This is a genomic window from Parapedobacter sp. GCM10030251 (assembly GCF_042666505.1).
Lineage (GTDB): Bacteria > Bacteroidota > Bacteroidia > Sphingobacteriales > Sphingobacteriaceae > Parapedobacter.
The window spans coordinates 429,727-452,536 of sequence record NZ_JBHTDN010000003.1; the positions used below are offsets into that span (position 1 = coordinate 429,727).

The 22,810-nt window shown below is 50.8% G+C and carries 16 protein-coding genes; 9 read left to right on the top strand and 7 right to left on the bottom strand.

The features are described from left to right. The first annotated feature begins 18 nt into the window (after nt 1–18). From ACFQRK_RS10980 to ACFQRK_RS11010, 7 genes are all read left to right on the top strand, one after another. On the top strand, nt 19–1,527 hold the full coding sequence (locus tag ACFQRK_RS10980) for a hypothetical protein (protein WP_379006512.1): 1,509 nt from the start codon (nt 19–21) through the stop codon (nt 1,525–1,527). A 21-nt stretch (nt 1,528–1,548) separates the two neighbouring features. After that, nucleotides 1,549–2,466, top strand: coding sequence for a TIGR01777 family oxidoreductase (locus ACFQRK_RS10985; protein ID WP_379006514.1), 918 nt, complete (start codon nt 1,549–1,551; stop codon nt 2,464–2,466). Nucleotides 2,467–2,476: 10 nt separating this feature from the next. Then, nucleotides 2,477–3,904, top strand: a complete 1,428-nt coding sequence (locus tag ACFQRK_RS10990) for a phytoene desaturase family protein (protein ID WP_379006516.1) — start codon at nt 2,477–2,479, stop codon at nt 3,902–3,904. 18 nt (nt 3,905–3,922) lie between these two features. Next, nucleotides 3,923–5,170: a YeiH family protein gene (locus tag ACFQRK_RS10995; RefSeq protein ID WP_379006518.1), complete on the top strand. Its 1,248-nt coding sequence runs from the start codon at nt 3,923–3,925 to the stop codon at nt 5,168–5,170. A gap of 159 nt (nt 5,171–5,329) precedes the next feature. Then, nucleotides 5,330–7,924 carry a TonB-dependent receptor gene (locus ACFQRK_RS11000; protein WP_379006519.1) on the top strand — a complete coding sequence of 865 codons (2,595 nt, stop codon included), beginning with the start codon at nt 5,330–5,332 and terminating at the stop codon, nt 7,922–7,924. A gap of 303 nt (nt 7,925–8,227) precedes the next feature. Continuing rightward, nucleotides 8,228–8,578, top strand: coding sequence for a helix-turn-helix domain-containing protein (locus ACFQRK_RS11005; protein WP_379006521.1), 351 nt, complete (start codon nt 8,228–8,230; stop codon nt 8,576–8,578). A gap of 20 nt (nt 8,579–8,598) precedes the next feature. Further along, nucleotides 8,599–9,753 (top strand): methionine aminotransferase, encoded by a 1,155-nt coding sequence (locus ACFQRK_RS11010; protein WP_379006522.1) that lies wholly within the window; start codon nt 8,599–8,601, stop codon nt 9,751–9,753. On the opposite strand, the gene ACFQRK_RS11015 is transcribed toward ACFQRK_RS11010, so the two are convergent. Then, the gene (locus ACFQRK_RS11015; RefSeq protein WP_379006524.1) at nt 9,740–11,158 is read right to left on the bottom strand and encodes a Gfo/Idh/MocA family protein; all 1,419 of its coding nucleotides are present in this window, start codon (nt 11,156–11,158) and stop codon (nt 9,740–9,742) included. The two genes, ACFQRK_RS11010 and ACFQRK_RS11015, sit on opposite strands and share 14 nt — an antisense overlap. 322 nt (nt 11,159–11,480) lie before the next feature. Here ACFQRK_RS11015 and nagB point away from each other — a divergent pair, with 322 nt between their 5' ends. Next, nucleotides 11,481–13,409, top strand: a complete 1,929-nt coding sequence (gene nagB, locus ACFQRK_RS11020) for a glucosamine-6-phosphate deaminase (RefSeq protein ID WP_379006526.1) — start codon at nt 11,481–11,483, stop codon at nt 13,407–13,409. A 47-nt stretch (nt 13,410–13,456) separates the two neighbouring features. Here the strand turns inward: nagB and ACFQRK_RS11025 are convergent, their stop codons facing one another. The 3 genes from ACFQRK_RS11025 to ACFQRK_RS11035 are packed head-to-tail and all read right to left on the bottom strand — an operon-like array spanning nt 13,457 to nt 17,486. Beyond that, nucleotides 13,457–14,221, bottom strand: a complete 765-nt coding sequence (locus ACFQRK_RS11025; RefSeq protein ID WP_379006528.1) for a LytR/AlgR family response regulator transcription factor — start codon at nt 14,219–14,221, stop codon at nt 13,457–13,459. Further along, on the bottom strand, nt 14,221–15,999 hold the full coding sequence (locus ACFQRK_RS11030; protein ID WP_379006530.1) for a histidine kinase: 1,779 nt from the start codon (nt 15,997–15,999) through the stop codon (nt 14,221–14,223). Before ACFQRK_RS11030 ends, ACFQRK_RS11025 begins: the two co-directional genes overlap by 1 nt. 35 nt (nt 16,000–16,034) lie before the next feature. After that, nucleotides 16,035–17,486: a flavin-containing monooxygenase gene (locus ACFQRK_RS11035; protein ID WP_379006532.1), complete on the bottom strand. Its 1,452-nt coding sequence runs from the start codon at nt 17,484–17,486 to the stop codon at nt 16,035–16,037. A gap of 81 nt (nt 17,487–17,567) precedes the next feature. On the opposite strand from ACFQRK_RS11035, the gene ACFQRK_RS11040 reads away from it, so the two are divergent. Continuing rightward, entirely contained in the window at nt 17,568–18,329 is a 762-nt protein-coding gene (locus ACFQRK_RS11040) for a sensor histidine kinase (RefSeq protein ID WP_379006534.1), read from the top strand. 14 nt (nt 18,330–18,343) lie between these two features. On the opposite strand, the gene ACFQRK_RS11045 is transcribed toward ACFQRK_RS11040, so the two are convergent. Genes ACFQRK_RS11045 through ACFQRK_RS11055 form a run of 3 tightly spaced genes read right to left on the bottom strand, consistent with a single transcriptional unit; the run spans nt 18,344 to nt 22,780 of the window. Beyond that, nucleotides 18,344–21,007 (bottom strand): hypothetical protein, encoded by a 2,664-nt coding sequence (locus tag ACFQRK_RS11045; RefSeq protein ID WP_379006536.1) that lies wholly within the window; start codon nt 21,005–21,007, stop codon nt 18,344–18,346. A gap of 56 nt (nt 21,008–21,063) precedes the next feature. Further along, entirely contained in the window at nt 21,064–22,227 is a 1,164-nt protein-coding gene (gene porV, locus ACFQRK_RS11050; protein ID WP_379006538.1) for a type IX secretion system outer membrane channel protein PorV, read from the bottom strand. A 19-nt stretch (nt 22,228–22,246) separates the two neighbouring features. Next, nucleotides 22,247–22,780 carry a T9SS type A sorting domain-containing protein gene (locus tag ACFQRK_RS11055; RefSeq protein ID WP_379006540.1) on the bottom strand — a complete coding sequence of 178 codons (534 nt, stop codon included), beginning with the start codon at nt 22,778–22,780 and terminating at the stop codon, nt 22,247–22,249. Nucleotides 22,781–22,810 lie beyond the last annotated feature (30 nt).

Consider the following 22,810-nt stretch of genomic DNA (forward strand, 5'->3'; position numbering starts at 1 on the left):
ACTTAAACAATTCATGCGATGTCAACAGAACTTACAGGCAACCCCAAACAGGCACACCGCCCCAAAGCCGCTGATGAAAAACGTACCCGACGGACCGGCCAACCGTGGACGTCGCTGCAAAAAATAGCCTTCCGGATTGGCTTTGTCTATTTTGTTGCCCTTTGTATCCCTGCTTATGGGAACTTTTACAGGGACGTGATTAAGCTCTTCGATTTTGCCAAGCTGACGTATCACGATTTTCAAGCCATTGTCGCTTTCTGGCCGCCGCAATTTATCCTGATCGAGTCTGAAGAGGGCGTATTCGGCATTTATAATTACATCAACCTGATTTTGCTTTTGTTGCTTGCGATCGTGGTGGGTGTGTTGTGGACATGGTTAGATAGAAAATCCACGCAGTACAGCAAGCTGTATTACTGGGCAAGGGTGCTGGTGCGCTATCGGCTGGCATATGGAATGATCGGATGGGGATTGAAAAAGGCATTTCCCATGCAGATGGTTTATCCGACACTCGGTATGCTGAATACACCCTTTGTGGACATGGCGGAGAAGAAGCTGTACTGGTCGCACGTCGGCGTTTCCTTTGGTTATACGATCTTTCTGGGCTTTGCCGAGATATTGCCGGGGTTATTGCTGTTGCATCGCAAGACCGCTTCGCTTGGCGGTGCGCTGGCCGCCGTCGTTTGCCTGAACATTTGTATTGCCAACCACGCATATGATGCCGGCGTTGCCGTGCCTGCCGCCTACTTTACGTTGTTGGGTATATTCGTGGCTTGGTATGATCTTCCCAAGATCGGGGAGTTATTGGTCGGCGGCAAGGATGTTGCGCCCTATCGATACTATCCGATTTTGACCCGAGGGCAGAATAAACTACGATGGACATTAAAGGTGTTTTTTAACCTGGTTTTTGTACCGGTTGCGGCGGCTTTTTGGGCATATGGGTTTTTTAATGGCAATAACTACAACATTCCGAGTACACCCGGACTCCCGAATATCCAAGGGGTCTATCAGGTCAGCGAGTTTAAATTGAACGGTAAGACGTTACCCTACTCACCTACGGATTCCATTCGGTGGCATGATGCCATTTTTGAATCGTGGTCGTCGTTGAGTTATCGCACGAACAGGGCCGCTCTCATTGACCGGATGATTGGTTACTCGCCGCTCCGCGTGAAAGGGGATCGGGGAGAGTCGCGCTACAACCAGGTGAATACGCAGGATTCCGATGAGCTTTTCAAAAGCAGTCAAAACCGCGACCTCGGCGTAACCCGGTGGGAAGTGGGCGGCATGGCGGGCTACCGCCGCTATTTTTTCTACGAATTGGACAGTGCCAACCAAGTGCTGAAGCTGCAGAACAAAAACAGAAACCATCGCAATGAGACGCAATACTTACATATCAGCCGTCCTACGGCCGATCGGGTCATATTGCGGGGGCTAAACGAATACCGGGATTCCATCGATGTAGTGTTAGACCGCATACCGAAGACGTATCCACTGGTTGAAGGCAGAGAAAGTGCCCTAACACAGTTTTAACGGTAACGTAAATTATTTCGAATGAAGCGTAAAATCATTATCGCCGGGGGATCGGGAGCTTTAGGGGCGTCGCTTATCGATGCTTGGAAAAACCACGATGTTGAAATCGTTGTGCTGACGAGGAAGAAGGTTCCAGCACAGGAGGGACGGGTACGTTATATTACGTGGGATGCCCGTTCGCTCGGTTCCTGGCAACAGGCGATTGAGGGGAGCGACGTTGTGATCAATTTGGTGGGTAAGTCTGTTAACTGTCGTTATACGGAAGCGAATAAGCGGGAAATCATCCGATCGCGTGTGGATGCTACGCACGTGCTGGGAACCGCGATAGCCCAGGCAACTGCGCCGCCTTCCTTGTGGATTAATGCCGGTTCAGTGGCTATTTTCGGCAATACGAGAGCGTCCATAAAAACGGAAGCGAGTACGGATTTCGGCGAAGGATTCTCTTCGGGCGTTTGCAAGCGATGGGAGTCTGTATTTTGGGATGCCGATACGCCTTTTACGCGACAGGTAGTTCTCCGGATGGGCATGGTCCTCCAAAGGAAAGGAGGTGTGCTGAAGCCGTTCGTCAAGCTCGTAAGATTTGGATTGGGGGGTTCAATCGGCACCGGTGGCCAGTATATTTCATGGCTTCACGAGGCCGACTTTGTGCGTGTGGTGGAATGGGTGATCGAAAATCCAGCCGTCCAGGGTATCCTGCATGCATGCAGTCCATTTCCAGTAAGCAACCATGTGTTCATGCGAACGATCCGTCAAGAATTGCGCGTGCCCTTCGGGTTGCCCAATCCTGCTTGGTCGACCAAAATAGGTGCTTGGCTGATTGGTACCGAAAGTGAACTGGTGCTGTCGGGACGCCGTGTGGTATCCCGCTTACTGAAAAAAGAGCAATTTGAGTTTAAATTTCCAGAAATAGTCACTGCTTTTCGTAATTTAGCCCTATAATCACTTCAGCTTGAGTTTACACCAATCATACGACGCCATTGTCGTCGGTTCCGGCCCCAACGGGTTGGCGGCTGCGGTCACGTTGCAGGAACGCGGATTGCAGGTGTTGCTGATGGAAGCGAAGGAAACAGTTGGCGGAGGGATGCGTACGGCGGAATTGACACTTCCAGGTTTTCGCCACGATGTCTGCTCGGCCGTCCACCCCATGGGTGCGGCATCGCCATTCCTGCGCTCGCTGCCGTTGGCTGACTTTGGATTGGAATACATCCATCCCGAGATTTTGGCGGCCCATCCATTTGACGATGGTACGGCGGCCGCTCTGTACCGGTCGCTCAATGAAACAGCGGACGGGTTGGGCCCAGATCGCGATCGCTACCGCCGGTTGCTTGAACCCTTGGTAAAACAATGGCCACTGATCGATACGCACATCCTGGGGCCGATGCTGAAAATTCCGGATAACCCATTTGCCTTGGCCGCCTTCGGTCTGAAATCACTCCAATCGGGAAGGCGGATCGCTGGGCGCTTTCAAACACGTGAAGCGAGAGGATTGTGGTCGGGCATCGTGGCCCATAGCATGATTCCGCTGGAAGCACTTACATCATCGGCCATCGCCTTTGTGCTTACGATTGCTGGGCACCGCGGCGGTTGGCCGATTCCCAAAGGCGGTTCGCAGGCGATTGCGAACGCGCTGGCGGCCTATTTTCGGGAGCTGGGCGGGACGATTCGGACGAATGCGCCGGTTGCCGCATTCAGCGACCTGCCCGAAGCCAAAGCCGTCCTTTTTGATGTTTCACCTAGGCAGCTTCTGCAGATTTGCGGTGACCGGCTGTCCTCGGTGTATCGCTGGCAATTACGCCGGCATAAATACGGTATGGGCGTATTCAAAATCGATTGGGCACTCAGCGAACCGGTACCGTTCAAAGCGCCGGAGGCTCGAAAAGCGGGCACGGTACACCTCGGCGGCACATTTGAGGAAGTGGCCGATGGGGAGCGCAAGGTCTGGCAAGGAAAACATCCCGATAAACCCTTTGTACTTTTTGCACAACCGAGTATATTTGACAACTCAAGGGCTCCGGCGGGAAAACACACCGGGTGGGCCTATTGCCATGTGCCTAATGGATCTTCAAACGATATGACCAAAGCGATTACCGATCAAATGGAACGTTTTGCGCCAGGGTTCCAGGATACCATATTGGCCACGCATACATTTAATACCGCAGAAATGGGAGCATATAACCCGAATTACATCGGCGGGGATATCAATGGGGGAGTCGTCAATATTATTCAGCTGTTCAATCGGCCGGCATTGCGGTTTTCGCCTTATCGCACCTCTGCCAGGGGTGTTTACATCTGTTCGGCGTCGACGCCGCCGGGCGGGGGGGTGCACGGTATGGGCGGATATTATGCGGCCTTGCAGGCCTTGAAAGATGTTTTTTAAATCTACTAATTCGTTGTCATGTCATCAATTCGCATCAAACTAACCGAAGATTGGGCGGTGGTCCTTTTGGGTTTTCTGATTATTTTATTGGCTGTCCTGGGCTTGTCCATTCCCATCCCGAAGTATGCTTGGAATGACGGTTCGACCCTGGCATCCTTGTTTACTGCATCCAACGGTGTAAGTGTTTTTTTTCAGTTCTTGTTTGCGTATGCCATCGTCATCATCGGCGCTTTCATTACCGGTAAATCGGTCAAATCCCAGCTTTGGGGATTTCCGCTTGTTTTTCTGTTAACCATCGGTTCATTGCTATTATCCGGCAATTCGTTTATGAACGAACTGGGGCTGGAGACGGTGATTTTCAGTTTATTGATCGGCCTGTTCATCGGAAACCTGTTTAGGCTGCCTCAGTGGTTCAAGGCTTCCCTTAACGCGGAATTGTTGGTAAAGATTGGGTTGGTGCTTTTGGGCACACGCGTCATTTTTTCGGATATCCTGAAAGCTGGTTCTCTGGGTTTGGTTCAATCACTGATCGTGGTTTTATCGGTATGGTATTTTGCCTTCTGGCTGTGCCGCAAACTGAAGGTAGACGATGAACTAACCATGATGATTTCCAGTGCCGTTTCGATTTGTGGCGTTTCCGCAGCGATTGCAACGTCCGGCGCGATCAAAGGAGATTCAAGGAAATTATCCTATGTGGTATCGATGGTACTGATTACCGCCATACCGATGATGATTGCGATGCCGTACCTCGCCAAGGTCTTTGGACTTTCGCAAGAGGTCACGGGGGCTTGGTTGGGCGGCAGCATTGATACAACGGGCGCGGTAGTGGCTTCAGGGAGCCTCGTGGGTGAACGTGCGTTGGAAATCAGTACCATTGTGAAGTTTTCACAGAATGTGCTGTTGGGCATTGCCGCTTTGGCCATTTCCGTTTACTGGACGTATCGGGGTACCCCGGAGGGCGAGCAGGTTGAAAAACCCAGCCTGGGAATTATCTGGGAACGCTTTCCCAAGTTTGTACTCGGATTTATCGGGGCGTCACTGCTGTTTTCTTTTGTGCTGAGTGCCGATACGGTAAATCAGGTGAAAGGGGGGCTCAAAGACATTCAAGGCGTATGGTTTGCACTGGCTTTTACCAGCATCGGCCTGGAGACGAATTTTAAGGATTTATTGGCTCACAACAGTATCAAACCATTTTGGGCCTTTCTGATTGCTCAATCATTCAATGTTTTGATCACGCTGACAGTCGCGTGGTGGTTGTTTGGCTGATTGTCAGGATATACGCATTTTTTCTTCCTATGATCGGCAGTTTTTATGCCTTTTAATGTCTACTAAATCAGTATACTTTTGCTTCGGCTTTGCGCCAATGCATGCTTTGAGACGCATGTTCGGTCTGCACAGCGTAACTATAAAGTAAAAGCTGATTCTATGTTGAAATTACTACGTATTCGGCGCCGGGTACCGTGCGTGTATGTGTTTATCGCTTTGGGACTGGTCTGGGGAAAATTTGCGGATGCGCAGGAAACCAAGCCCTTGATCAACGCTACCTTTGAAGGGGTGGTGTTGGATGCGGCCAATGGGGAGTCCCTTACCGGCGCGACCCTGCAGCTTGCGGGGGTTACCCACGTGACCAAGACGGATAGACGCGGGCATTTTCAATTTGTGACGGGACAAAAGTTGCCCGTAACCTTAATCGTTTCCTACATCGGTTATGTAACGAAGGAGGTGGTCGTCACCGAAACTCCCGTTACGATTGAACTGGAGCGAAGTGCCGCAAATTTGGGGGAGGTAGTGGTGACTTCCCGACGGCGCAGAGAATTGCTGCAAGAGGTTCCCATACCTGTTTCCGTGGTAAGCGGTGCATTGGCCGAGGAAAGCGGAGCCTTCAATGTAAACCGGTTGAAGGAAATGGTGCCTACGGTACAATTATATTCATCCAATCCCCGCAATACGGGGTTGAGCATCCGGGGCTTAGGGACGACCTTTGGACTGACGAACGATGGTATCGATCCCGGTGTCGGTTTCTATGTCGACGGGGTGTATTATGCGCGCACGGCGGCGACCACCCTTGATTTCATAGATGTGGAACAAATAGAGGTGCTGCGCGGTCCCCAAGGGACGTTATTTGGTAAAAATACGGTAGCGGGCGCGTTCAACGTTACGACCCGGAAGCCGACGTTCACTCCCGAGGGCAGGGCTGAGCTCAGCTATGGTAATTATGGCTTCATACAGGCAAAAGCGTCCATCAGCGGGCCATTGGGCGAGCATTGGGCAGCGAGGGTGTCTTTCAGCGGCACGCAGCGGGATGGATTAATTTATAACGTTGCCACGCAAAAACGGGTAAATGATTTGAATAACCTCGGCTTTCGGGGGCAACTGCTCTATGAGCCGTCGGATAACTTACAGATTTTGCTGGCAGGCGACCTGACGCGCCAGCGGCCCGACGGTTATGCCCAGGTATTTGCCGGAGTGGCACCGACCCAACGGGCAGAATACCGGCAATTCGAGCAAATCATTGCCGATCTGCATTACGAGCTGCCCAGCCGCAATCCTTTTGATCGAATCATAGACCACGATACCCCATGGCGATCAGGGCAGGATCTCGGCGGCGTCTCTGCAAATGTCGATGTAAAGGTAGGGCCGGGGACGCTGACGTCCACAACCGCTTGGCGCTTTTGGAATTGGAATCCGTCCAATGATCGGGATTTTACCGGCCTGCAAGGGTTAGCCTTGTCACAGGCGCCGTCACGCCATGATCAATGGTCGCAGGAAGTACGTTGGGCGGGCAATCTGTCCACGAGCCTGAGTGCGGTGGTCGGCGTATTCGCTTTCGGCCAACAGCTCAACGCGGATCCCGCTCATACCGAAGAATCCGGCCGTGATCAGTGGCGGTTTGCTCAGAACTCGCAAAGCGAACTGTGGCAAACACCGGGGCTATTCGAGGGATATGGAATCAAGAGCTACCCGAGTATGAAGACATTCAGCGGCGCTATATTCGCACAAGTGGATTGGGCCATTACCCCTCGATTGCGGCTGTTGCCCGGTATCCGGCTCAACTACGACGACAAATCGGTCAATTTCCGCAGAGAAACCTACGGTGGGTTACCAACCGACGACCCCGACTTGCTGGCATTGAAAAATACCGTTTATTCGGATCAGGCTTTTGAAGCAAACATTGATGATACAAACCTTTCCGGTCAATTGACATTGGCATTCAAGGCCAGTGACAAAATCAATACGTTTGCTACCTTCTCCACAGGGTTTAAGCCCGTAGGGCTCAATTTGGGGGGGCTCCCCAACGCAAATGGCCAGCCGATGTTGGAACTGGCGGTGATCCAGCCGGAAAGCGTACGGCATTACGAAGTTGGCGTCAAAGCCCAGCCTACGCGAAATATTTCCTTGGGTCTCACCGTATATAATACCGATGTGAGCGACTATCAAGCTCAGGTACAGGCAGCGGATTTATCCGTAAACCGGGGTTACCTGGCCAATGCCGAAAAGGTGCGGGTTCGGGGTGTGGAATTCGACGGCACGGTGCGGTTTAACAGCTTCTTCTCCCTCTATGGGTCATTGGCCTATACGGATGGTAACTATGTGCGGTTTACAAATGCGCCGCCGCCGCTGGAAGAAACCGGTGGCCCTACGTTTAAGGATGTCTCTGGCGGGCAACTGCCCGGTATTTCAGAATGGGCGGCCTCCTTTGGGGGCGAATCGGCCACAAGAACTACCTCATTTCTTGGTCAGGAAGGTGAATTTGTCTTCGCGGTGGACGGTTTTTCCCGGTCCTCTTTTTCTTCGAATCCGTCTCCTTCTGCCTACCTGATTGTAGAGGGCTACACCTTATTGAACGGACGGGCGGGTTTCCGGGCGGCGGAAGGCGTATCGCTGTATCTTTGGGTACGCAATGCATTCGATAAAGACTACTTCGAGCAATTACTGCCGGGTGCAGGTAATGCCGGGCATTACGCGGGCGTATTGGGAGACCAGCGAACATATGGCGTTACCCTGCGCTACATTTTCTAATCGATTGGATTCGTGAAATACTGCATGGTGAGCGCCCGGTTATCCGGGCGCTTTTTCTTTCTGTCAAAACGTACCCAGGAATTGATGCCGTGCAATTGTCTCCACTCGCCGTTTAAACAAAACAACAAACAAACTCCTTATGTACCTGCCATTTGCCTGTTAGCAAAAAAATCTACTAAATTAGTAGTCTTTTTGGTGAAATGTTTTACCTTTGCTTATGCAACAAAGATAGAACGTTAATATCGGATAGAAAATGCATAAATCATGCGTAGTTAAGTAGAATTTTTGCCGAAGCAGATCCCCATGGTACAATCAGATATTTTAGGTAACATTAAGCGCCTGCGAAAAGAGCGCGGGCTATCGCAGTCCGACATGGCCGAGGCTTTGCACATCGCCTTGAAGACCTATCAAAATATTGAAGGCGGAGTCACGCGTATTGATATCGACCGGTTAGAACAGATTGCGGGCGTGTTGGAAACTGGATTTTCCGAATTATTGGGAAATGGAGAGGTGAAGGTACACATCGATCGATTTATCAACGAAGAAAAGGAATTATACCATAAGATTATACTTGACAAGGAGGCCTATATTGCCCAGTTGGAAGACAGCGTTCGCTTTTATCGAGAAATACTTCGGGAAAATATTGCACTTTAGCATTCGATTGTTGATCAAAAATGCGTAAGCTTACCTCCAAACTACCCCATACGGCTACGTCGATATTTACGTACATGTCGCAGTTAGCGCTCCGGCACAATGCCATCAATCTTTCTCAGGGATTTCCCGATTTCGATGGACCTCCGCGGCTGATCGAGCTGGTAAACCAGCACTTGCTCGCCGGGCATAATCAATATGCGCCGATGGCGGGTGTAGGGGCACTTCGCGAACAGATCAGTGCCAATGTAGCGGCGGCTCACGCGGTGGTTTATGACCCTGAAACCGAGATTACCGTCACCGCTGGAGCCACGCAAGCGCTTTTTACGGCGATGGCTGCATTGATCCGTCCCGGTGATGAGGTTGTCTTATTTGAGCCCGCATACGATGCGTATGCCCCCACCGTGCAGGTGTTTGGCGGTATACCCAAACCGGTCACGTTGCGAGCTCCGGATTTCGCAATCGATTGGGACGCGGTGGCTACGCTGGTGACCCCGCGGACGCGGCTGATTCTGATTAATTCGCCCAATAACCCCACCGGTCGTGTGCTAAGCGACTCCGATTACCAAGGGCTGATCCAGCTCATCCGGAATACCGATTGTTATGTGTTAAGCGATGAAGTATATGCTCACATCGTTTATAACGGGGTACAGCATCGTAGTGTTTCACAATATCCGGAGCTTCGTGAACGCGCATTCGTGGTTGCTTCCTTTGGCAAACTGTACCATATGACAGGCTGGAAGGTGGGGTATTGCTTAGCTCCTCATGAACTGACCGCAGAATTCCGAAAGGTTCATCAATTCAATGTGTTCAGCGTCAATACCCCGACCCAATATGCCTTGGCGGACTTTATGAAGGATTCAGAGGAACACCTCGGATTGAGTCCCTTTTTTCAGAAAAAGCGCGATTTCCTGATAGCGGCGCTTCAGGAAACGGGCTTCCGACCCTTGCCTTGTCAAGGAACCTACTTTCTGGTCGCTAATTATTCCGCAATCAGTGATCTGCCCGAACGAGTATTTTGCGAGACGTTGACGAAGCAATACGGTGTCGCGACCATCCCCATTTCGGCGTTTTACCATCAGGAAGTCAACCAGCACCTGGTTCGCGTCTGCTTCGCTAAACAGGAGCAAACCTTGCAGCAGGCAGCAACGCGATTAAAGAAGGTTAGCCCTTTCTGACTCCTGTGGTACCTCCGCCTTCCAATGTGAGGTTTACCGGTTTGTTGGTTTGCCAAGCACCGCGGGTAAAATCCGGAATATCGAGTGAGCGAGACCGTTTTGCTACGGACTGTTCGCTTAACGGAAAGATACAGCTCCACAAAGCACCGTCATATACATCCTGATCGAGTGGCAAGCCATTGCGTAGGCAATCAATCAGGCGCCAGTCCATGATAAAGTCCATCCCGCCGTGGCCGCCCACTTGTTTTGCTACTTCGCCGACATGTTTAATCAGTGGTGGCGTGTGCTGCGCATAGAGTTTTTTTAATTCATCGTCGCTTATCCACTCATGGCCGAAGGCAATGCGTTCGGGCGACGGCCATTTGGAAGCAATCCCTTTGGTTCCGCTGATCAGGTGGATGCGTGAGTACGGACGCGGAGAGGTTACGTCGTGTTGTACCATAATGGACTTTCCCTTGGCCGTGCGGATCAGGGTGGTATTCATGTTGCCCCGATAAGATTTACCTACAAAGGGTTGAAAAAAGGCGTCTTCCTTCGCCTTTTTTGCAGCGGTATCGGCCATCATAAAATCATTGGTCGACAGGGACACCAGGTAGTCCATTTTATCTCCCCGGTTAATGTTTAGGCATTGCGCAATCGGACCCAGTCCATGCGTCGGATAGAGATTACCATTGTGTGTGGCGTTCATGCGTAGTCGCCACATATCCTGGTAGCCGTCTTTGTCAAAATTTAAATCCAGCAGGTCGTGGATGTAGGCGCCTTCGGCATGCATGATTTTGCCAAATAAACCATTGCGGGCCATATTGAGCGTCAACATCTCAAAAAAGTCGTAGCAACAGTTCTCAAGCATCATGCAGTGCTTTTTGGTCCGCTCGGAAGTTTCAACGAGTTGCCAGCATTCGTCGATGGTAATAGCAATGGGGACTTCGCTCGCCGCATGTTTGCCGTGTTCCATCGCGAAAACGGCCATGGGCGTATGCAGATCCCAGGGTGTACAGATGTAAACAAGATCAAGGTCTTCGTTAGCTACCATGTCTTTCCAGCCGTCCTCACCGCTGTACTCCTTCGCTTTCGGAAGTCCGGCTTTTGTCAGGATTCCCTGTGCTTTCGCTGCCCGTTCGGGATCTTTGTCACAAAGTGCTTTAATTTCTACGCCATCAATATGCGACATCCGCTGAACCGCTCCCGGCCCCCTGCTACCCAAACCGATAAAGCCGATGCGGACTTTGTCAATTTTGGGCGCTGCATATCCGCTCATATTAAATCGTTGCGGTTTCAAAGATTGGTACTCCGACAGTCCAACGTGATCGTCCGATGCTACTTCATGTGCTACCGACGGCAATGTCGCCACGGCTCCGGAAAGAAGGGTGGCGCTCTTAAGAAAATTTCTACGATTGTATTTCATCTGGTTATTTATTGCTTGTAGTTTGCTAGATGGAGCCCTTCATGATCAACCCGTCGATTGCTGGACTCTGCAGCGTTTGTTATGTCACTCCGGTTCATAAATGGAATGGGTGTGTCCCAATAGCGAACACGATAATAACAAACAAGTATAGGACAGTTTGTTGAGTTATCAAAGGATTTGATAAACGCAACCGTTTGTTTAATTATTACGCATACGATTGCATGCATTGTTTTAAAAAAAAATTAAGAAAGTATAATCTCTTTGATTATTTTTTCAGGTAAATATATTTATTTTTGCGTCTCACCTTATACGTAATTCCTCAATGGCAAGATTAAATTTACTGGAAGAAACACGCTTTGAGAAAGCACCCGTAAGTGTTTACTCCGATCCTACGGCAGCTTCGCTGGCTGTGGCGAAACGTATCGCTGACTTAATTCGCAGCAAACAAGAAAAAGGTGAGCAGGCCGTTCTCGGTCTCGCTACAGGTGCAACCCCTGTAAAAGTGTATGCAGAATTGGTACGCCTGCATCGCGAAGAAGGACTCAGTTTCAAAAACGTCATCACATTCAATCTCGATGAGTACTATCCGATGCAACCCGACTCGGAACAGAGTTATGTGACGTTCATGAACCGTAATCTGTTTGACCACGTAGACATCGAACGTGCCAACGTGCACATTCCCGACGGCACGCTGGAAATGGAAGAAATCCACGATTATTGTTTGGCGTACGAACAAAAGATTACCGCATTAGGTGGCCTGGATTTACAGATTTTGGGCATCGGTCGTACGGGACATATCGGATTTAACGAACCGGGTTCCGCACCGAATTCAGGCACCCGGTTGGTTACGTTGGATGATTTAACCCGGCGGGATGCCTCACGCGACTTTGGCGGTAAGGAAAATGTTCCCACCAAAGCCATTACCATGGGCATTGGTACCATATTCAAAGCCCGGGAAATCATTCTGATGGCCTGGACTCAAAAGAAAGCCGAAATTGTGAAAAAGGCTGTGGAAGGTGAACTGTCATCGGAAGTCCCGGCCACGTACCTACAGCTTTCAGACCATGTGGAGTTTGTACTTGATGTGGATGCGGCGTCCCAACTGACCCGGTTCGATACACCTTGGCTGGTAAAGGACTGCGTTTGGGATAATAAAACCATTAAAAAAGCGGTGGTATGGCTGTCACAAACCCTTAACAAGCCGGTGTTGAAGCTGACGGAAGATGACTATAACAACAATGGTATGGCACAGCTGGCCACCGAAAAAGGGCCCGTGTACCATATTAACATCGATATTTTCAATCAGCTGCAACATACCATTACCGGTTGGCCCGGGGGTAAGCCCAACGCGGATGATAGCCAACGGCCAGAGCGACGGGATCCGGCAAGGAAGCGTTCGATCATCTTTTCGCCGCATCCGGATGACGATGTCATCTCCATGGGGGGTACCTTCATCCGTTTGGCAGATCAGGGCCATGACGTGCACGTTGCTTACCAGACTTCGGGAAACACCGCAGTATGGGATGACGATGCCCTTCGGTTTATCGAATTTGCCACAGACTTTGCCAAATCGCAGGGTGTTGACACGGAGAACCTAGAAGTACTGTATAAAAACGCGAGACAGTTTATTGCGGATAAAAAACCGAATCAAATCGATACACCGGAGCTGCTTACAGTGAAAGGGCTCATCCGTAAAGGGGAGGCCATTGCCGGTGCACGTTTCGCAGGGCTACCCGATGACCATATCCATTTTCAGAACCTGCCTTTTTATGATCGGGGTAAATACAGCAAAACGCTGGATTATGAAGACGATATCCAGGAAACCATGGCATTACTTCAGCGTGTCAAACCTCATCAGGTGTTTGCCGCTGGTGATTTTGCCGATCCTCACGGAACACATAAGGTATGTTTTGATATCATCCATGAGGCGCTATTAAGGCTTCGGAAGACTGAAGCGTGGACCAAGGATTGCTGGCTGTGGTTGTATCGCGGCGCATGGCACGAGTTCGAAATCCACGAAATCGAAATGGCTGTTCCGCTTTCGCCGCAGGAAGTGCTGCGGAAGCGATATGCGATTTTTAAGCATCAATCTCAGAAGGATGTACCAGTATTCCCCGGAGATGATGCGCGTGAATTCTGGGTGCGTGCCGAGGAGCGGACGCGTGAAACCGCGCGTTTGTACGATGGGCTGGGAATGGCTGAATACGAGGCCATCGAGGCATTCGTGCGCTGGAAGTTTGAAGACGAATAACAAGCCGAATCGGATGCCCAGGGGACAACACTGGGCATCCTACTACTTCACAGATTTCGGTTATTCATAAGGCGAATGAATTCTTCTTTCTTTTTGGGGGATATCATCGCCGGAAAGCCGTCACTCATCACCGCGTAGCCTCCATCCGTTTTGAGCATACGTCTTATTTCGTTAAGATTGATGATGTGGGAATTGTGTATGCGCATAAATTGGTGGTTTGCTAATAGGAGCTCGTATTCCTTGAGGTTTTTGCTAACCATGATTTTTCGGCCATCGGTAAGGTGGAAGGTAGAATAGGCGCCTGCGGCTTCTATCCGTATGATTTGCGATAACGGGACAAATTCAAGTTCATTGGCCAAGGACAACGTTAACGTTGGGTGACGGTTGTGCTGCAACTGATTTAGGTTGTGCAACAGCGAAGCGGTCAGTTGTTCCTGATTCTCCTGATTTCGGTTTAGAACTTTTGTCAGCGCTTCTTTTAATTCATCGATGTCGATGGGCTTCAATAGATAGTCGGCTGCGCTGAATTTGATCGCCCGGATCGCGTAATGATCGTAAGCGGTGGTGAAGATAACGGCCGGACTCAAACCTGTGAGCTGCTGAAGGATTTCGAAGCCGGTTCCCGTCTGCAGCTCAATGTCTAGGAAGAGTATCTGAGGGTTGTGTTTACGAATTAATAGGAGGGCTTCTTCGATCCCGCCTGCAGAACCAACCACTTCAATTTCCGGGCAATTTGCTGCAACGAGATCCTCCAGCAGCTCCCTGCTCCGGATCTCATCCTCCACAATGATTGCCTTAGGTTTCTCGCTCATCAGTAATCAAGTACAGTGGGGGATTGAGCCCTCGGGTTGATAAGAATGCGCAGCGTGACACAGGTACCGGCAGCAATTCCATCCGACGTCACCAAATCCTGGACCGCCACGTGGATTCGGTCGGAAACTTCTTCGTTCAAAATTTGTATCCGATCTTGCAGCAGTTGCTTGTAGGGCGTCGTATCGTTTGCGTCCCGCTGTTGATTGCGGGCCTGAGCCAATTTCCTGCCGCCTCCGTTATCAACGATAGTGCAGATCAAATAAGGTGCCTGGTACGAAAAGGTGATTTTGATTTCCCCGACACGGTCTGCCAGGTTAAGGATGCCATGATACAACGCATTTTCGACGTAGTGATAAATAATGAGCGGGGGCAATCCGGATAAGTCCGACGGTAGATCCGCATCCGTTTCAATGAGGTAGTTGAATTTTTCCGTGAACCGCATTTTTTCGAGATCCAGGTATAGCTTCAGAAATTTTGTTTCTTGCGTTAACGTAATCTCGGGAATATTCGCTTGTGCCAGCAGTTCGCGGATGAAGCGGGAAAAGCGAGATACATAACTCAACGATGTCGATGTGTCGCCCTTGTTTATGTAATATTGCAGATCGTTGAGAGAGTTGAATACAAAGTGGGGGTTTATCTGCGCCTGCAGCACGCGCATGTGCAGTTTTCGGTTGATGCGTTCGATGTCCCGGTTTTGCTTTCCGATTACCGCATTGCGTTGGGCCAATAATTTTGTCAGATGGGTTTTCATCCGATATCGGTTATACATCAATACGGCAATTCCAATGGCGACGACGATCAACAGGATGCCAACATACCGAAAGATCCGGTCTCTTTCTGCTGCCAGTAAAGAGCTTGCGAGTCGCTGTGATACGATTTCGCGTTCTTTCATGAGCAGCTCAAGTTCTGCATCTCGCTGACCATCGGGATTGCTGCCCGGACCTTCCATAATAATTTTTCCGATCTCACTTCCCAGGTATTTCGAAAGCAGGTTACTTACCAGCCGTTTACACTCAAAGCTTTGAAAGTAATCGTCCGCCACTGCTTGCCAATCACTGTTTTTGGGAAAGATGCCGGCCAACCCGGGCCGCTCCGTAGCAAACAGGTGTTGCCTTTTCACCTTAATTCCTTTTTGGAGGCTCACTACGTACACCGTCAGCGGCACATAACCGAATGCATCCGTTTCTTCGGCTATTTTTTCCAATATTTCGTAATCATCATATTGGCGCGATATGGAGATCTCGTGCCCTTTAACCAAAACATCCATGTCCTGCTCCATTGCGGTATGTCGCATGGTGTACCCATGCAGGTAGGGAATGGTGTCAAGAAACGCGCGTTCATCCGCGAATAGGGGCATCAGGTCATTGGTTACCAAGACATTGATGTCGGGCATGTAGGGTGGAGTAAATTGCACCTCGTGCTTTCTGTCGGGGGTGATCGAAAAAAAAGACCAACCGAATAAGCCGCTTTCCGAGGCATTTCGGATTTGGTCATAAATGCCATTGAAACTTGCGGCATCCTTCCACTTAACGACCAGGTTATACCCGTATTCCCTGTTGATCCATTTAACGAACGATTCCATCAGTTCGTATTCGACACCCTGCAGGTTTCCGTTGGCATCTTTAAAGATATAGGGATCAATATCATACCACAGGGCCGTGATGGTGCCGCCCTTTTTTTGCTGAACCTGCGCCCAGCTATCCATTTCTTGCGCGACAGCCACGCCGATACCCCATAGCAAGGATAGAATAAGCAGGTATGGTTTCCTGTGGCTCATCAATGGGTACTTCGTGCGAAGGTAGCAAAAAGCCCCTAAAAAATAAGGGATTTTCCAGAAAGCATTTTTTTATAATCTTTGGGATTGATGGGTTTAAAAAATTCATAGATGAAATTCCGGGAAGCCCGCGTGCGGTAGCCCATATCGCGCATCAATTCGTCTAAATGCTTATAATTGAAGGGGGCGACACAAAGACCACTGAACTCGGCTGCGATGGGTCGCTCTTCACACCGCCATTTTTCCATAAGCCGCATTTCGCGCAGCATGTCTTCAGCGGGGGGAAGAATAAGATCGCCTGATACGGTGGCGGCCAGCCAGTGGGCAGCTATTTCGGAGGTAAGGGTCGTAAACAAGCTTGAATTGAAGCCAACAAATCCCATCTGCGGTAGGTCGGGGTGTAAAATATTCCGATACAGCATGTACATACCGTTTGCATTGGTAATCATCTCCTGATATTGCAGTTGCAGGAACGGAAGGCGTTGTTTAAAGCCCGTGCCAAATACCACGAGATCCGGCCGCATAACCGCCCCGTTTTTTAATACCATATCACGCCCGCTGAAATGCGCAATTTCTGAGCATATGCCCTGTATTTGCTTTGCGGCTACTTTCTTGTAAAACTGAACCGGCTCTACGCCCAAGCTGCAACTGATCTGGTCTTCGATGTGGTGAGTCGGCAGCATGTTGCATTTTCTTAGATTGAACTGCTTTTTCAACAACAGTTCAAGCATCCGCCAATGTAACCATACCAAAGGCCGGCCCAGGGAATGTAGCACGTATTGAAAGGTGTTTTTCTTGTGTGCGTCGAAAAAGGCTTCCGAAAACCGTGAAAAAAGCAGATATTTCATGTTGATGCGATTGCCAAAGAATCGGGGGACTTTCCATTGCGCACGCCGGTAGATCAGCGTACAACGCTTGCTGACGTCGGCGGCGGTTGCCGCAATATCGGTCGCTGATTTGGCGAATCCAATAACGGCGACGTCCTTGCCAGCCAATTGTTCAGTATTTGATATGTTGGAAGAATGCAGCAAAAGTCCGCCTGCACTTTTAAAGGAATCCATGCCCGGTATTTCCGGGATATAAGGCTCATGGAAGGTACCCGTGCATACGACGACGTATCCAAAGGATAGCGATCTTCCATCGTTGAGTTTTACCATCCAATTAAAACCATCGTAATACATGTTTTTTACCGTGATACCAAACTGAATGTGGGGCATGATGTCGAAATGAATCGCATAATTCGTTAAGTATTCCTGCACCTGCTGGCCGGTAGGCCACATCGGATAATGGGATGGCATGGGGTAGTCCGAAAACGCATATTCGTCGCGTGTAGTTTGCGTGGTTACGCCTACGTATGAACGGCTTTGGTGCCATACTCCACCGATACCATCCGATTTCTCGAGTACCGTCACCTGATACCCTTTTTGTAAAAATGTTTTTGCGGTGGTCAGGCCGCTAATGCCCGCACCGATGATTCCAATATGTTTCATGATAAAATAATTTTAAAATTTGCATTTATCTTTTGCGATGGTTGGCTTATTTTAGTTACTTTACGTTGCCTATTAGTATCCATGATGAGCTACTTTCTCGTTGCAGGAAGCGTTTTGTTGCTTACAACCTGTTGTTGGTTCTGGTATTTCAGGAAAAAGGCAACGGATTTGCATAGGGCAGCCCAGAAGCGCATCGATGAACTCGAGGATACGATTTGGCGCCTGCAGATGAGCCCGCATTTCCTGAATAACTGCCTGAACAGTCTCCATGGTATGATTCATCGCGGAGATAATCAGTCGGCCGCACATTACCTGACGAGCCTTTCCCGGCTCGCCCGGAAACTGTTGGAATATTCCGAAGAGACCATCATCACGCTTGCCGATGAGTTGGATATGGTGAAACACTACATTCATCTTGAGCAATTGCGATTTGGTGATCGGGTAGAAGCAGAGATCGTGCTTCCCCCGGATGCGGATCCGGCAACGATTTCAGTGCCTCCGTTGTTCATACAGCCCTTCGTCGAGAATGCATTTATCCACGGCTTGCTTCCACAGCAAACGCCTGGTACGATTACAATTCGGTTTTCGATGGCTGGAAGCGACACCCTATGTTGTTCGGTAACGGATAGCGGCGTCGGAAGAACGGCGCGTGCGCCACGGAATCGCCGAGCCGATGCCGGTAAATCGTTCGGTATTGCGGTTACGCGTAAACGCATTGACGCGTTTAACAAATCGTACGGTCGCACCTTGCCGTTTGTCATCCGTGACCTTGCTGACGCCCATGGGCGATGTGCGGGCACTTCGGTGGAAATCCAACTTGCGTTGGTGGCCGTTGAATCGTAGAGACCCATGTGTACTTACTTTACGTTAACCAATACCCGTATTTTTCCGGTTCCCGATTCGTCAAATTCCTCGAGCGCTTTTCCGATAATCTGGCCGGGACCTACTTTGTTTTTATCGGCTTTCATCGCAACCCCGGGGATCGATGAGGTCACGAGCAAATCACCCCTTTTGATCGGGCCGCCTTCCAAGCACACCTTGGTAGGGATAACGCCGACTACCCCCATGGGAACCATCTGTGAATGATCATCGTCGATGCCTTCCTCGGTAAGCAATACGCCGGGTTTGGTAGCGTATACGCCTACTACAATGTCAGAATATGATTGGGTTGATTTCGTTACCGTGCGGTCCTCCTCAATTGAAATGACCAGCACATCGCCGGGTTCGTATTGAGCAATGGATCCTTCCACGTCAAATACTTCGGCGATATCCGCGCCGCCATTGAACGTTCCGCCGTTGAAAAATCCAACACCGGCGGCACTGATCCTCGCGACATTTTCAATCGGGTTGCCTGCTCGGAATACGGCCAGGTCTTTGGGTTGCCCGTGCGACTCGACAACCATGACGTCGACAGTCGAGTTGCCATGCCCGGCCACGACCAGTGAACTGCCGTTTCCCTGATGCGTGGCTCGTAATGCCGCCGCGGTATTTTGGGTATTGCTGACCACGAAATTACCCGCGCCACCCCCTGTTCCCGAAGCGGATCCCGTTACCGCTGCATTGTTGTTACCGATATTGACGGTGGTTTGTGCCCGCACAGCCGGTGCAATACCGTTGGTTACCGTAAATTGCGCTGCCGCTGCTAAGGTGCTGTTCGTTTCTACAAGCAAAGCTTCTTTCGGGTTGTTCACCAACGGATTGCGTACATGCAGTACATTTCCGGTGGCGTTTCCCTGTGTATAAAATTCCGCCACAGCCTCGGAGCCGCGATTGTAGGCCCGGATTGCATTTCCATTGCTGGCGGCAACGACCAGCCCGCGACCGGAGCCGGTACTGTTATTTTCTACGAAAAGACTCGGTTCGTTGTTTGCAGCTCCTGTGCTGGTAAAGGACGCCACCCTACCCGTGCCTTGTTGTAAGCCTTCAAAGACGGTGCCTGAGCTTTGATTAATACCGGAATAGGTACTGCCGGAGGTGGACTGTGCTGACACGGCGGCACCGCCGCCAAGGGTGGTGACAACAAGCGTATGTGAGTTGTTGTTTGTGTTTTCAGTGCGGAAGAAGCCCGCACTTCCGCCGGTGCCGTTTACACGGCTTGTAAGGCTGGTACCTGTGCCGTTCGTTTCTGCAATGATGGCAGTTCCGTTACTGGAGGCATTGGTATTGGCGACATAGATAGCCGGCCAACCGGCGCCACTTGCTTCGGTCTCTACGGTCAATACCGGGCGCTGTGAGCCGGTATGGGTATGTAAAAGGTGAGCCGCCCGGCCAGTTGTTGTGCCGATTTCACTGTACAGACCGATACCTGACGACGCCACTTCTGCACTAATGGCCCGGCCACTATTGCTCCTTGCGACCAATGCCGGTGCGGAACCTGCTGTTGCTTGGAAGAACCCGCCGACGCCGCCTTGCCCGGTGGTTACCCCGTAAACCCCGGCTGCCTCAAGTTGGTTTTGATTGGTATTTACCTGCCCCCGTATCGCCGGTTGGGTTCCGGCCGTGTTACTGCTGATAAACCTACCCGCTATACCGGCCTCGTTGGTATTTGAAAGAGAAAATAATGCGCCTTGATGATTCTCGATTTCCGAGAAGGGCAGTTGGAATCCGGTGGGCGCAGCACCCGGTATCCAGTGCGTCCCATCGAAACGCAACACGTCGTTGTTGGTCGGCGCGGCATCGGATACCGGTATGGTTTGCAGCTTTGATACCACCGGGTCTGGATACGTGCCTGAAAGGTCGCCGCCAGCCGGGCCTGTGAGTGCGCCATCGGCACCGGCAGGCCCGGGTTCGCCTTGATCACCTTTTTCTCCTTTTTCACCTTGGATACCTTGTGGGCCTTGCGGTCCCATCGGTCCGGCGGGGCCCATAGGACCCGATTCCCCGGCGTCTCCTTTATCCCCTTTGGGGCCTTGAGGCCCAGCTATTCCTTGCGGGCCCGGTTCTCCTGTATCGCCTTTCTCGCCCTGCGGACCTTGCGGCCCCACCGGTCCGGCGGGCCCGGTATCGCCGGTATCTCCCTTCGGTCCGGGAGGACCATTCGGGTCTCCCTTTTCCCCCTTTGGTCCTTGTGGCCCGGCAGGGCCCTGCGGCCCCGGGGCTCCTTGTGGGCCCGGCGTACCGGACGCCGCATACAGTGCAAACGGGACACTCATCAAGGGCGTGGTGCCGAGATCGTTGAATATTCCTCCGTCAACGGCGACCTCCACTTTCAGGAATTGATCGGCGTTTTGCCATGGAATTGAAGCAAATGTACCCTGATTTGATTGGCCCTGCCCAATTTGGAGGGTAAATAGCCCTAGCTTATTGGTGACCAGCTGATGCTCCTCTCGATACTGTACTTCGCCGGAAGGGGATTCTCCAAGGATGGATAGCCGTACGCGGATGGCTTTTTCCGCCAACACCGTGCCGTCCGCGTTTCTAGCGACGGCTTGGTAATTGATACCATTTAGGCCTGATTGAGCGGATGCTTCCAGCGACAACAGGATGAGCATCAGGATAGCAAGTAGAAGATTGGTTTTCATATGTATTTTGAATGTATTTTGATTTCTTGGTTTTATTGATGATAACGCGGTGTGTCTTAAGGTTGGCTTCCCAGATCGAAGCTCAACGTAGCCTTGAATTCGTTGCGTACCGTATACCGCCTGGCCATGGGCATCGTATAGCTGATGTCCAGTTGGAAATCACTCACCCGAAGCCCTAAACCGGCGGATAGGTGCTGCCGGTTTCCTTTTTTCGGGGCTTCGTGAAAGTAACCCGCACGGAGAAAGAACTGGCGATAGTAATTGAACTCGAGCCCTCCTGCCAGGGTAAATTCCGCTAACTCTTCGCTGAATCCACCGGGGGCATCAAACAGGGACGTGAATAGTGCTTCAGGAACCCCTCGGTTCGGATCTTTTCCCTTGACGATCTCACTTGTAGGGTGTCCGTTTTCATCCAATTTATACCGGGGCATGGTGGGTACCATCAGTTTGTTAACGTCCAGCAAAAGGGTCAGCCGGTTATCTGGGTCGTTATACAACGCGTAACCGGCTCCCATTCGCAGATTCATCGGCAGGAAGCTTTCCTTGGAATTCGTATAGCTTATTTTAGTGCCCACATTGCTCAGATTTATGCCCCAGGCAAAGCGTCTTCCGAATTGATGGGTTCTGAAGATTTCTTGTTCGGAAAAAATGCTGATGTCTACGGCAAACGCATTCGCCCTGCTCATATCCAAGCCGTTGTATACGCCATTACCCAATGCACTATAGACGTAACGAGCCGTCAAGGCCATGGCGAAGTGCTCACCCAGCTTCCGTGCGTAACTGGCATCCCACGCAATTTCTGCAGGTTTGTATACCTGTATAAGATTACCTGTTTCGTCCCGGAACGACGCTTTTCCCAAGTCCAGGTATTTGATGGATGTGCCAATGGTTTCTTTGTCGGTCAACCGGAAGTAAGCCGTTGCGTAACTCAGGTGCTCATCATCGACCAGCTGACGCATCCAGGGGGTGTATGAAAAGCTAATTCCAATGCGGTCGGCGAAAGCGAGTTTTGCTGCATTCGTATAGACGGCATTGGCGTCGGGCTCGAGCCCTGTACCGGCTTCCCCCACACCGGCGTTGCGGGCATCGGGACTTAGCAAAAGAAAGGAAGCGCTCGTTGTTACCGTCCCGCCACCCATCTGACCGATCGCCGGCGACCAACTGTTAGCCGCCCAATAGGCAAGGAATAATAAAATTTTCAGCGGAGTTCTCTGTTTCATTTCGTTTTCAGTTATCGGTTTATTGGATGATCAACTTCTCGGTGTATTTCTGTGAGGCACCTACGGATAGCACCAAGTAATAGAGGCCCGAGGCATACCGTTGCAACGGTATGTTATATTCCGACTTCCCCGTTGCCACGTCCACGTTATCGCTGAACACAATTTGCCCCGCGTTGTTAACGAGCATGACCCGTACGTCTCCCGGCGCCAACAAATTGAATCGGATGGTCGTGTAATCGATGGCCGGATTAGGAAATACGATGAAATCCGTAAGCGAGGGCATTTGTGGAATGTGGTGGGATAGGGTTACTTCCGGTTGTTGGAACCCCTGGGTGAGCAGAATCGGATTTTGGATCAGTGTGGCGACGACCACTTCGCCGACGGTATAGGCGTAAATCGTACCCGCATGATCTGCTGCAGATCCCGTACTGCCTATCACCTGTCGTTCGAGCAAGATCTGGGCGTGCGTGCCTAACGACCACGCAGCCATGACCACCGAAACAAGCGAATACCCCATCAGTTTGTAAGCGTTGCAAATCTTTATTGAATCCATAAGAAATTTTTATGGCGCCAAAGCTATCTG